The 11801-nt window shown below is 72.2% G+C and carries 9 protein-coding genes; all 9 read right to left on the bottom strand.

All coding sequences use genetic code 11. From position 1 onward, the window contains the following. Position 1: 1 nt before the first annotated feature. Positions 2 to 1882, bottom strand: coding sequence for a 1-deoxy-D-xylulose-5-phosphate synthase (dxs, locus tag OEIGOIKO_RS05260; RefSeq protein WP_125052299.1), 1881 nt, complete (start codon positions 1880 to 1882; stop codon positions 2 to 4). Between the two features lie 35 nt (positions 1883 to 1917). Beyond that, the gene (ispG, locus tag OEIGOIKO_RS05265) at positions 1918 to 3111 is read right to left on the bottom strand and encodes a flavodoxin-dependent (E)-4-hydroxy-3-methylbut-2-enyl-diphosphate synthase (RefSeq protein WP_125052301.1); all 1194 of its coding nucleotides are present in this window, start codon (positions 3109 to 3111) and stop codon (positions 1918 to 1920) included. A gap of 4 nt (positions 3112 to 3115) precedes the next feature. Continuing rightward, positions 3116 to 4138 carry an adenosyl-hopene transferase HpnH gene (hpnH, locus tag OEIGOIKO_RS05270; RefSeq protein ID WP_030023864.1) on the bottom strand — a complete coding sequence of 341 codons (1023 nt, stop codon included), beginning with the start codon at positions 4136 to 4138 and terminating at the stop codon, positions 3116 to 3118. Between the two features lie 5 nt (positions 4139 to 4143). Then, positions 4144 to 4833, bottom strand: a complete 690-nt coding sequence (locus OEIGOIKO_RS05275) for a 5'-methylthioadenosine/S-adenosylhomocysteine nucleosidase family protein (RefSeq protein ID WP_125052303.1) — start codon at positions 4831 to 4833, stop codon at positions 4144 to 4146. Further along, positions 4833 to 6845, bottom strand: coding sequence for a squalene--hopene cyclase (gene shc, locus OEIGOIKO_RS05280; protein ID WP_125052305.1), 2013 nt, complete (start codon positions 6843 to 6845; stop codon positions 4833 to 4835). Before shc ends, OEIGOIKO_RS05275 begins: the two co-directional genes overlap by 1 nt. A 127-nt stretch (positions 6846 to 6972) precedes the next feature. After that, positions 6973 to 8094: a polyprenyl synthetase family protein gene (locus OEIGOIKO_RS05285; protein WP_125043935.1), complete on the bottom strand. Its 1122-nt coding sequence runs from the start codon at positions 8092 to 8094 to the stop codon at positions 6973 to 6975. Next, on the bottom strand, positions 8091 to 9536 hold the full coding sequence (hpnE, locus tag OEIGOIKO_RS05290) for a hydroxysqualene dehydroxylase HpnE (protein ID WP_125058457.1): 1446 nt from the start codon (positions 9534 to 9536) through the stop codon (positions 8091 to 8093). Before hpnE ends, OEIGOIKO_RS05285 begins: the two co-directional genes overlap by 4 nt. Before the next feature lie 133 nt (positions 9537 to 9669). Beyond that, complete coding sequence (gene hpnD / locus OEIGOIKO_RS05295) at positions 9670 to 10635, bottom strand: presqualene diphosphate synthase HpnD (RefSeq protein WP_125052307.1); 966 nt, start codon at positions 10633 to 10635, stop codon at positions 9670 to 9672. Between the two features lie 8 nt (positions 10636 to 10643). Next, entirely contained in the window at positions 10644 to 11588 is a 945-nt protein-coding gene (hpnC, locus tag OEIGOIKO_RS05300; protein ID WP_246177215.1) for a squalene synthase HpnC, read from the bottom strand. Positions 11589 to 11801 lie beyond the last annotated feature (213 nt).

Here is an 11801-nt window from a genome sequence, read left to right on the forward strand (position 1 = left end):
GTCACGCGTCGTTCTCCTTACGGGCCAGGGAGGCGCTGATCCGGCCGGCGATCTCGGCCGGGGTGAGCCCGATGTCGGCGAGCACCTCGCCGCGCTTGGCGTGCGCCAGGAACTGCTCCGGGATGCCGAAGGTCCGCAGCGGTACGTCCACGTCCGCGTCGCGCAGCGCCTGGCCGACCGCCGCCCCCACTCCCCCGTTGCGGCTGTTGTCCTCCACGACGGCCACCGAGGCGTGCGTCGCGGCGAGCCGGACGAGTGCGGGGTCCACGGGCTTGACCCAGCGCGGGTCGACGACGGTGATGCCGATGCCGCGCTCCGCCAGCAGGCCCGCCGCCTCCAGGCAGACCGGGGCCAGCACGCCCACCGAGACCAGCAGCACGTCCTCCCGTTCGCCACGGCTGAGGACGTCCACCCCGCCGATCCGCTCCAGCGCCGGCACCGGCGCGCCCACCGACTCCTTCGGAAAGCGCAGTACGGTCGGCGCGTCGTCCACGTCGACGGCTTCCCGCAGCTCGGCGCGGAGCTGGTCGGCGTCGCGCGGCGCGGCGATCCGCAGGCCCGGGACGACGCCGAGGACGGACATGTCCCACATGCCGTTGTGGCTCGGCCCGTCGGTACCGGTCACCCCGGCCCGGTCCAGGACGAAGGTGACGCCGCACTTGTGCAGGGCGACGTCCATCAGGACCTGGTCGAAGGCCCGGTTGAGAAAGGTCGCGTACACCGCGAAGACCGGGTGCAGGCCGCCGGTGGCCAGGCCCGCCGCCGAGGTCGCCGCGTGCTGTTCGGCGATGCCCACGTCCCACGTACGGTCGGGGAAGGCGGCCGCGAACTTGCCGAGCCCGACGGGCTGCAGCATCGCCGCGGTGATCGCGACGACGTCCGGGCGCTCCTCGCCGATCTTGACCAGCTCGTCGCCGAAGACGGAGGTCCACGACGGCGGGCCGGGCGGCGCGACGGGGGCGCAGGTCAGCGGGTCCATCGCGCCGACGGTGTGGAACCGGTCCGCCTCGTCCTCCAGCGCGGGCCGGTAGCCGCGGCCCTTCTCGGTGCGGCAGTGCACCAGGACGGGCCCGTGGAAGCGGGCGGCGCGGCGCAGCGCGGACTCGACGGCGGCGATGTCGTGGCCGTCGATCGGGCCGACGTACTTCAGGCCCAGGTCCTCGAACATGCCCTGCGGCGCGAAGGCGTCCTTGAAACCCTTCTTGGCGCCGTGCAGCGATTCGTACAGCGGGCGCCCCACGACGGGGGCGCGTTGTACGACCTCCTTGCCCCAGGCGAGGAAGCGCTCGTAGCCGTCGGTGGTGCGCAGGGTGGCGAGGTGGTTGGCGAGGCCGCCGATGGTGGGCGCGTAGGAGCGCTCGTTGTCGTTGACGACGATGATGAGGGGGCGGTCCCTGGCGGCGGCGATGTTGTTGAGCGCCTCCCAGGCCATGCCGCCGGTCAGCGCGCCGTCGCCGATGACGGCCACGACGTGATCGTTTTTGCGCAGCACCTCGTTGGCCTTGGCCAGGCCGTCGGCCCAGCCCAGCACGGTGGAGGCGTGGCTGTTCTCGATGACGTCGTGCTCGGACTCCTCGCGGGACGGGTAGCCGGACAGTCCGCCCTTGCCGCGCAGCTTGGAGAAGTCCTGGCGGCCGGTCAGGAGCTTGTGCACGTACGACTGGTGTCCGGTGTCCCACAGGATGCGGTCGGCGGGCGAGTCGAAGACCCGGTGCAGGGCGATGGTCAGTTCCACCACGCCCAGGTTGGGCCCGAGGTGGCCGCCGGTCCGCGCCACCGCGTGCACGAGGAACTGCCTGATCTCCTCGGCGAGTGCGCCGAGGGCTTCCCCGGGAATCTCCTTGAGGTCGTGCGGGTCGCGGATCTGTTCCAGCATCGACATGCTCGGTCCCCCTCCATGGGTACAGCTCTGCGGGTTCAGCTGACGGTGACGTCGGGGGTGCCGGGCACCACTCCTTCGGCCGCCATGGCTGCGGCGATCTTCATGGCCTCTTCGATCAGGGTCTCGACGATCTTCGACTCGGGTACGGTGGCGATCACTTCGCCCTTGACGAAGATCTGGCCCTTGCCGTTGCCGGAGGCCACTCCCAGGTCGGCCTCACGGGCCTCGCCGGGGCCGTTGACGACGCAGCCCATGACCGCGACGCGCAGCGGCACCTCCATGCCCTCCAGGCCCGCGGTCACCTCGTCGGCCAGCTTGTAGACGTCCACCTGGGCCCGGCCGCACGACGGGCAGGAGACGATCTCCAGACGGCGCGGACGCAGGTTCAGCGACTCCAGGATCTGCAGCCCGACCTTGACCTCCTCGGCCGGCGGCGCCGACAGCGAGACCCGGATCGTGTCGCCGATGCCCTCGGACAGCAGCGCGCCGAAGGCGACGGCGGACTTGATGGTGCCCTGGAACGCCGGGCCGGCCTCGGTCACCCCCAGGTGCAGCGGGTAGTCGCACTGCGCGGCCAGCTGCCGGTACGCGTTGACCATCACCACCGGGTCGTTGTGCTTCACCGAGATCTTGATGTCCCGGAAACCGTGCTCCTCGAACAGCGAGCACTCCCACAGCGCCGACTCCACCAGCGCCTCGGGCGTCGCCTTGCCGTACTTCTCCAGCAGCCGCTTGTCCAGCGAACCGGCGTTGACCCCGATCCGGATCGGCACCCCGGCGTCGGCCGCCGCCTTGGCGATCTCCTTCACCCGGTTGTCGAACTGCCGGATGTTGCCCGGATTGACCCGGACCGCGGCGCAGCCCGCGTCGATCGCGGCGAACACGTACTTCGGCTGGAAGTGGATGTCCGCGATCACCGGAATCTGCGACTTCTTCGCGATGACCGGCAGCGCGTCGGCGTCGTCCTGCGAGGGGCAGGCGACCCGGACGATCTGGCAGCCGGACGCGGTCAGCTCGGCGATCTGCTGGAGCGTCGCGCCGATGTCAGCCGTGTTCGTCGTGGTCATCGACTGCACCGATACGGGGGCGCCGCCGCCCACCGGCACCGGCCCGACCTGGATACGGCGCGAGACGCGCCGCTCCGCGAGCGGCCGGGCCGGCACCTCGGGCAGGCCCAGGGCGACGGCGGTCCCGGAAGCGCTGCCTCCGGGAGGCTCTCCGGTGCCCATCACGTCACCCGCGGTTTCCCGCGACGGTCTCACGGGCGGCGCGCAGGGACTCCTTGAGGGAGCCCATCGTCGCGAGGACGGCGGTGGGCTCGTAGCCGCAGTGCGCCATGCAGTTGGCGCAGCGCGGGTCCTTGCCGCGGCCGTACTTGTCCCAGTCGGTCTCCTCGATCAGCTGCCGGTACGTGGGGACGTACCCGTCGCTCATCAGGTAGCAGGGCCGCTGCCAGCCGAAGAGCGAGTAGTTGGGGATCGCCCAGGCCGTGCAGGGGAAGTCCGCCTTGCCTTCCAGGAAGTCCAGGAACAGCGGGCTGTGGTTGAGCCGCCAGCGGCGCCGGTTGCCGCCCGCGAAGGCCTTCTTGAACAGTTCCCTGGTCTGCTCGACGCCGAGGAAGTGCTCCTGGTCGGGGGCCTTCTCGTAGGCGTAGGCGGGCGAGAGCATCATCTCGTCGACCTGGAGGTCGTCGTTGAGGAAGTCGAGCACCTCGATGATGGTCTGCGGGGTGTCGGTGTTGAAGAAGGTGGAGTTGGTGGTGACCCGGAAGCCGCGCCGCTTGGCTTCCTTGATCGCCTCCACCGCCTCGTCGAAGACGCCCTCCTTGGCCACCGACTCGTCGTGCCGCTCGCGCATCCCGTCGATGTGCACCGCGAAGGCGAAGTACCGGGAGGGGGTGAACTGGTCCATCTTCTTGCGCAGCAGCATGGCGTTGGTGCACAGGAAGACGTACTTCCGCTTGGCCACCAACTGCCGCACGATCTCGTCGATCTGCGGGTGCATCAGGGGCTCGCCGCCCGCGATGGAGACCATCGGCGCGCCGGACTCCAGCACCGCGCCGACCGCCTGCGCGACCGGCATCCGCTGTTTGAGCACACCGGCCGGGTGCTGGATCTTGCCGCAGCCCTCGCACTTGAGGTTGCAGGCGAAGAGGGGCTCCAGTTCCACGATGAGCGGGAATTTCTCCCGCTTGCGGACTTTCTGTTCAAAGAGATACGTACCGACCCGGATGGACTGACGGAGCGGCATGGCCATCTGGCTCACCTCCTGGGGAGCTGCAAAGAACGGTGCCATTCGAAGAACACAGGAAGGATGGAGCGCAGCACACGAAAGGCCGACATTCCACCGCGTAAAGTGCCGATTCGGACAAGTTCATGTTCTGGAGCGTCCACGATCACCCGGACGGCCGCAACCGGACGTCCGCCGTCCCGTGTCGCGGCCGCCAGCGTCGCGGCGGACTCCATGTCCACCGCGACGGCGCCCGCGGCCCGCAGCCCGGCCCGCTCCGCGCCGCGTACGACGTGGTCGGAGCCGCGCAGCAGGCCGGTGTGCACCGTCACGCCACGCTCCTTCAGGGCCCGCAGCAGCGGACCGTTGTCGGAGCAGGCCACGTCCGGCGCGCCGGGCAGATGGCCGCGGGCCGACTCCGCGACGACCACGTCCCCCGGCAGCATCCCGGGGACCAGGCCGGCGCAGAAGCCGGTGGCGACGACCGGCGCCCGGGCCGTGACGGAGCCGTCGCGCAGCGCGTGGGTGACGGCGTCCGACGCCGCCCGCGGGCCCATACCCGTACGGAGTACGACGGCGGGCGCGCTCGCGCCACTGCGGTCGCCGCCGCGCAGCGCGAGCCGCTCGATGCCGAGCGCACAGGCGACCAGCAGCGGCGGCGGCCCCTGCGGCCGGGCCTCCAGGCCGCCGCGGGCGGCGGCCGCGCTGCGCGACGTGCGCATCAGGCCCCCTGGGACGCGTCGGCCGGTCCGCCGTCGAGATAACGGCCGAGGGCCGTCAGCGGGAAGACCTGCCGGTACAGGTGGTAGTTGATCGAGAAGTCCCAGGGGAAGCCCGTACCGGTGAAGTACGGCTCGTCCCAGGACCCGTCGGCGCGCTGGGTGCCGGCCAGCCAGTGCACCCCGCGCGTGACCGCCGCGCTCTCCCGCTCGCCCGCCGCGAGCAGCGCCATCAGCGCCCACGCGGTCTGCGAGGCGGTCGACTCACCGCGACCCGCCCACGCCTTGTCCCGATAGGAACGCTGGTCCTCGCCCCAGCCGCCGTCCTCGTTCTGGACGCGTTCCAGCCAGCGCACGGCGCGGCGGACCGCGGGGTGCGAGGCGGGGATGCCGGCGGCGGCCAGCGCGGGGAGCACCGAACCGGTGCCGTAGACGTAGTTGGTGCCCCAGCGCCCGAACCACGAGCCGTCCGGCTCCTGTTCGGCCAGCAGCCAGCGGATACCGCGCCGGACCCGCGCGTCGTGCGTCATGCCGAGGTCTGCGGCCATCTCCACGACGTGCGCGGTGACGTCGGACGACGGCGGGTCGATGACCTCGCCGAAGTCGCAGAACGGCAGCCGGTTGGGGAACAGGCTGGTGTTGTCGGCGTCGAAGGCACCCCAGGCCCCGTTCTTGGACTGCATGCCCAGGGTCCAGCGCACGGCGCGCCGGACGGCGGTATCGACCTGCTCCGGGTCCGGGTACTGGATGCGGCGCAGCGCGAGGACGACTTCGGCGGTGTCGTCGATGTCCGGGTAGTTGTCGTTCTCGAACTCGAACGCCCACCCTCCGGACGGGAGTTGCGGCTTGCGGACGCTCCAGTCACCCGGCCGGCGGATCTGCTCGGCGAGCATCCATTCGGCCGCCTTGACCAGTTGCGGATGGTCGGCGGGCAGGCCTGCGTCGGCGAGCGCGATGGCGGCGAGGCAGGTGTCCCAGACCGGGGACTGGCACGCCTCGATCATGCGGACGGGCGCGCCGTCCGCGTCCTTGCGCCACACCGCGAACCGGTCCAGCGACTTCAGGCCCTCGCGCAGCACCGGGTGCTTGAGGTCGTACCCCAGCAGGTGCAGCGCGATGACCGAGTAGACGGCCGGCGGCTGGATGCCGCCCCAGCAGCCGTCGTTCTCCTGGCGCTCGACGATCCAGCTCGCCGCGGCCCTCATCGCCGAGCGGCGCAGCCCGCGGACGGCCACCTTGCGGTAGCCGTGCAGCGCCTTGTCCAGCCGCTGGAAGATGCCGTCCCAGCTCGTGGCGGGGGCGAGCGGCCGCGGCGGGTTCGGGCGGGCCGGGTCGGTGTGCAGCTCGTCCAGGGCGAACGGTGCGGGCCGTACCGGGCGCACGGCCGAGACGATCGTCAGTGCCACGATCGTCTGCCGCGCCCAGCACGCGAAGTCGTAGATGTTGAGCGGGAACCACTTCGGGAAGTAGATCAGCTCCGGCGGCAGCTCGGGCAGGTCCGACCACTTCCACCAGCCGAACAGCGCCAGCCAGATCCGGGTGAAGACGCGGGAGGCGGCGATGCCGCCGTGCTCGCGGATCCAGGTGGCGGCGCGGGCCATGTGGGCGGCGTCCGGCGCGTCGCCGGCCAGCCGCAGGGCGACGTACGCCTCGATGGTGGCCGACAGTTCGCCGGGCCCGTCGTAGAAGGTGGCCCAGGTGCCGTCGGCGCGCTGCTCGGCGCGGAGGTGGCGGGCGGCGGCCTCGGTGGTGTCCCGGTCGCCGATACCCAGGAACTGCCGCAGCAGCAGGTCCTCGGCGTCCATGGTCACATTGGTTTCCAGGTCGCCCTTCCACCAGCCCGCGTCGTCCTGCACGGACAGCAGGTAGGCGGTGGCGCGGGCCGTGGCGCGGCGGGCGGCGCCGGCCGCGTCCGTGGCGGACGGGCCGGTCTCGGTGTTCTCGGCGGTGGCGTCGCCGGCCGAGGGGGCACGGGGCGGCAGCGCCCCGGTGCTTCCGTCGGTCGTCGCTGTCATGGTTTCCCCTTCTGCAGTGAACTCTGTGAAGCGTGCTCAGGGATTCCGTCAGCCGGTGCCCGGACCCCGCCTCGACAGCGGGGAAGGCACCGGCCGGCGACTGCGATCTAGATCGGTTCGATAGTGATCATCTCTCTCGTACGACGACGAAGTCCGCGAGCGCGACGAGCTGCGCGCGGACCGGTGCGGGCATGTCCACCTCGTCCAGTGCGGCGATGGCGGTGGCGTGCTGGCGGCGGGCCTCCTGGGAGGTCCACTCGCGGCCGCCGGCCTCCTCGATGAGGGCCGCGCGGGAGGCGAACTCCTCCTCGGTGAAGTCGGCGATCTCGTCCTCGCTCTTCTTCGCGTCCGCGGCGAGGATGCCGGCGAGCCGCTCGGCGGCCGGGTTGTCGGCCGCCAGGGCCGCGACGACCGGCAGCGACTTCTTGCGCTGCCGCAGGTCGCTCCAGGTCTGCTTGCCGGTGGCATCCGGGTCGCCCCAGATGCCGAGCAGGTCGTCGACGGCCTGGAAGGCGAGGCCGAGGTGGTAGCCGTACCGCTCCAGGATGTCGGCGGTCCGGTCGTCGGCGCCGCCGAGGACGGCACCGATGGAGACGGCGCAGGCGAGCAGCGCGCCCGTCTTGTTGCCCTCCATCTCCAGGCACTCCTCGACGGTGACCCGCTCGCGGTGCTCGTAGGAGATGTCCTGGGCCTGGCCGTCGATGAGCTTGCGGGTGGCGACCGTGAGGCGGCGGGTGGCGCGGCCGGCCTCGACCGTGCCCAGTTCCAGCAGTATTTCGTTGGCGAGAGCGAACAGCGCGTCGCCGACGAGGATCGCCTGCGCCGGGCCGTGCACCTTCCACACCGTGTCGCGGTGGCGGCGCTGCTCGTCGCCGTCCATCAGGTCGTCGTGCAGCAGCGAGAAGTTGTGGACCAGTTCGACGGCGACGGCGCCGGGCACGCCGACCTCCGGCGGCTGTCCGGCGGCCTGCGCCGACAGCAGCGCGAGCGCGGGGCGTACGGCCTTGCCGCCGTCCCCCGACGCGGGCCGGCCGGCGGCGTCGATCCAGCCGAAGTGGTACGCGGCGACGGTGTCCATGGGAGGCGCGAGCCGGTCCACGGCGGCACGCAGCACGGGAGTGGCGAGCTGCCGCCCGCGCTCCAGCAGCGCGGTGACGCTCTCGGTGTCGATAGCTGGGGAAGCCGGATTCACGGTTTCTCCTCTGTTTCCGGTGCTCGTGCTCGTGCGAGCGCTCGTACTCGTGGTCATGCCGCCTCCTGGGGCAACTGGCCCTGGGGGAAGCCGAGTTCGGTGAGTGCCTCGCGAACGGCGCCGAGGCCGCTGCGAACAGCGCTTTCCATGGTCGCGGGCCACCCGGTGGCGGTCCACGCGCCGGCCAGGTACAGGCCGGGGGTCTGGGTACGGGCGCCGGGCCGCAGCCCGCCGACGCCCGGGGCCGGGGCGAACGTCGCGGTACGTTCGCGGGTGACGAAGAAGTCGCGGACGCCGGCGCCGCGCGCGGCGGGCAACAGCCGCTCCAGTTCCGGCAGATAGCGTGCGCGCAGCTCGGCCACCGGCCGGTCGATGTCGTCCTGCGCGGCGGACTGCGACACGGCCAGGTACTGACTGCGGGCGCCGCCGGGCAGCGCGGCGAGACCGGAGGCTTCCGTACGGTCGAAGACCCACTGCACCGGCGAGCCGAGCGCAGCGAAAAATGCCTGCTTCAGCACCGGCCGGTCATAGATGACATGCAGATTCAGGATCGGCGCCGTGCCGATGTCCAGCAGCCGGTCCTGGCCGTCGAGGCTGCCTTCGGGCAGCAAGCCGTGCGTCTCGCGCTGCGGCAGCGCCAGCACGACCGTTTTGGCAGTCAGCTGCTCGCGGCCGTGCGGCCCGTTCTCCACCGTCACCTGCCAGGTGCCGTCCTCGGCGCGGGCCAGGGCGCTCGCGCGGGTGCGCAGCTCGATGCGGACGCCCGCCTTCTCCAGGGCCTCGCGCGCGAGCGTGTCGTGCACCTCGCCGAGCGGCACCCGGGACCAGCCGATGTCGGCGGCGCCGTTGTCGGAGAGCAGCCCGGTCTTGAAGACCTTGGCGGCCAGGCCGAGCGACGCGTCACCGGCCCGCGCGTTGAGCGTCGCGACGCCGACCAGGTCCCACAGCGCCTCGACCGCGCGCGGCGACTGGCCGTGCCGGGCCAGCCAGGAGGCGAAGTCGACGCCGTCCAGCGCGGGGTCCTCCGGGTCGAGCTTCTTCAGGGCCAGCGCCGCCCGCCCGACGTTCGCCCGCTCGGCGAGCGACAGGTGCGGGTACATGGCCAGGCTCTTCGCCAGGTGCAGCGGTACGGGCAGGGCCGTACGCCGCAGCCGCCCCAGTCGCAGGCCGTCGGCGTCCAGCACCGGGACGTCCATCCGGTCCTGGAGGGGTACCAGCGCGCGTCCCCCCACCCGGTCGAGGAACCAGTCGTACGCGGTGCAGCAGCGCAGATAGACGTGCTGCCCGTTGTCGACGGTCAGCTCCCCCGCCGCGGACTCGCGGCGGAAGGAGAAGACCAGGCCGCCCAGCCGGGGCCGGCCCTCGACGAGGGTGACCGGCAGTCCGGCGTCGGCCAGCGCCAGCGCCGCCGTGATGCCGGCCAGACCGCCCCCAATGACCACCGCAGCCGCCCCGTCGGGGCGGCCTGCCTGCTGTGCATCGTGCCGGTCGGGCCCCATCGGTTCCGATGTCATTCGCCCTCCCTGATTACTGCCGTCAGGGACGCAGCGGCCCGGCGGAGGGTTGCCCGCCGCTCGGACCGCCGCAGTGGCCCTGAGCAGGACTCGTCGCCCTCACCTGGCTCCCGGACCGTCATCCGCGCCTCCTCACGGGCGGCCGGCCCGCCGCCCGGGCCGCCTGCCGGCGGCCGATCGCCCGCGCGTCGAATCCCGACAGGCCGCGCACCGCCACGAACGCCTTCTCCCGGCCGGGCAGCGAGACCCGGCCGCGCAGCACGGCCTCCGGGTCCGCCGCGATCCGCGACAGGAGACGGTGGTAGATGCCGGCCATGGCGGCGACGCAGGCCCCGCTGCGCCGGTCGAGCATCGGCAGCAGCCGGAAGCCCTGGTCGAACAGGGCGCGGGCACGCCTGACTTCGAAGTGGACCAGTCCGGTGAAGTCCGCGCCGGGCGGAGGTACCGGACTGTGGAAGCCCACCGCGCAGCCGAACTTGGCGAGGTCGTCGGAGGGGAGATACGTACGGCCGTTTCCGGCGTCCTCGCGAACGTCTCTCAGGATATTGGTCAGTTGCAGTGCCAGCCCGAGCGTATCGGCGTACTCGGCGGCGCGTGCGGTGTCCGGCGCGCCGGGTACGGTGCCGAACACTCCCAGGGAGAGCCGGCCGATGGCCCCGGCGACACAGCGGCAGTAGACCTTCAGGTCGTCCCAGGTCTCGTACGTCTCGCCGCGCACGTCCATCAGGACGCCGTCGATCAGCTCGTCGAGCCCGTCGAGCGGGATCGGGAAGCGCCGGGCGGCGTCGGACAGCGCGACCGCCACCGGGTCGGTGTCGTCCTCGTCGACCGCGCCGTCCTTGATGCGGGCGAGCAGGGCCCGGGTCTCCGCCAGCCGCTGCTGCTTGGCCCCGTCCTCCAGCGGGCCGTCGCCGATGTCGTCGACCCGGCGCGAGAAGGCGTAGAGCGCCGACATGGCCTGCCGCTTGTCGGCCGGCAACAGCCGGATGCCGTAGGCGAAGTTACGTGCCTGCTGCCCGGTCACGGCCTCGCAGTAACGGTATGCAGCGAGCACCGGCGCGGACGCGTGTGCGATGTCCTCCACGGTCCGACTCACCCCTCTCTTCGCAATGTCGCCCCCACCTCGCGCAGCAGGCTGAGCTTGGTCGGCTTGGGCGGTCCAGGGAGTACGTCGTGGTCGGCGGCCGCGACCGCCCGGAGTGCGGCGCGTCCGCCGCCGACGAAGCCGGCGAGCAGCAGCTTGAGCCTGCCGTGGACGCTACCCACCAGCGGGGTGCCTTCATTCAGCAGTTCACGGGCGCGTTCCGCCTCGTACGCGATCAGCGCGCGCACCGGCGCGCCCCCTGTCGGGGCGGCCAGGTCCGCCTCGGTGACGCCGAAGTGTTTCATGTCCTCGCCGGGGAGGTAGACGCGGTCCCGGCCCAGGTCCTCGGTGACGTCCTGGAGGTGCTCGACGATCTGCAGCGCGGTGCAGACCGCGTCCGAGCGCCGGACCCGCTCCGGACTGGCGGTGCCGGTGATGCCCAGGACGAGCCTGCCGACGGGGTTGGCGGACAGCTCGCAGTAGGCGAGCAGGTCGCCGTAGGTCGCGTAGCGGCCGACCCGCTGGTCCTGCCGGTTGGCCTCGATCAGGCCGAGGAAGGGCTCGGGGGTCAGGCCGCAGCGGCGCACGGTGGGGCCGAGGCGGCGCATCAGGGGGTGCAGCGGTCCGGGGGCGCGGTCGCTGAAGACGCGGTGGAGGTCCGCTTCCAGCGCGTCGAGCAGGGCGAGCGTGTCCGCGCCGTCCCGCTCGGGGTCCAGTCCGAGCCGGGCGGCGTCACCGCCGCCGGGGGCCAGGTCGCCGTCGCCGATGTCGTCCACGAGGCGGGCGAAGCCGTAGACGGCCATCAGGTCCCGGCGCCAGGCGCGCGGCAGGAAGAACGGCGCCACCGGGAAGTTCTCGTGCGCGGCCTGGTCCGTGACGGTGCGCGACTGCGCGTCGTCCCGGCCGCCGCCCGGCGTCCGGGGCCGGACCAGGACGTCGCGTGCCCGTGCCATCCCTCGGCTCACCGGAGGCTGCCCGGCGCGTTTCGGAGCCGGAGAGTTCCAGTAGCCATTGCCGTCACGCCTCCCGTTCTACACCGCCAAGCCAAAACATCCCATTTCGGACACGCCGCATGACGCGACCCGCCCGATCGGACTCCCGGTCGCCAGGACGGGTACGCATTGCCCGACTTGTGCCACTTGTGCTGTTCAGTACCCGTACAGCTT

Origin of the sequence: Streptomyces paromomycinus (genome assembly GCF_003865155.1) — a bacterium.
GTDB lineage: Bacteria > Actinomycetota > Actinomycetes > Streptomycetales > Streptomycetaceae > Streptomyces > Streptomyces chrestomyceticus.

What these genes read in the sequence shown, in the direction of transcription:
- dxs (WP_125052299.1), bottom strand. Translation starts at nt 1,882, where the DNA reads ATGTCGATGCTGGAACAGATCCGCGACCCGCACGACCTCAAGGAGATT.
- ispG (WP_125052301.1), bottom strand. Translation starts at nt 3,111, where the DNA reads ATGGGCACCGGAGAGCCTCCCGGAGGCAGCGCTTCCGGGACCGCCGTC.
- hpnH (WP_030023864.1), bottom strand. Translation starts at nt 4,138, where the DNA reads ATGGCCATGCCGCTCCGTCAGTCCATCCGGGTCGGTACGTATCTCTTT.
- OEIGOIKO_RS05275 (WP_125052303.1), bottom strand. Translation starts at nt 4,833, where the DNA reads ATGCGCACGTCGCGCAGCGCGGCCGCCGCCCGCGGCGGCCTGGAGGCC.
- shc (WP_125052305.1), bottom strand. Translation starts at nt 6,845, where the DNA reads ATGACAGCGACGACCGACGGAAGCACCGGGGCGCTGCCGCCCCGTGCC.
- OEIGOIKO_RS05285 (WP_125043935.1), bottom strand. Translation starts at nt 8,094, where the DNA reads ATGACCACGAGTACGAGCGCTCGCACGAGCACGAGCACCGGAAACAGA.
- hpnE (WP_125058457.1), bottom strand. Translation starts at nt 9,536, where the DNA reads ATGGGGCCCGACCGGCACGATGCACAGCAGGCAGGCCGCCCCGACGGG.
- hpnC (WP_246177215.1), bottom strand. Translation starts at nt 11,588, where the DNA reads ATGGCACGGGCACGCGACGTCCTGGTCCGGCCCCGGACGCCGGGCGGC.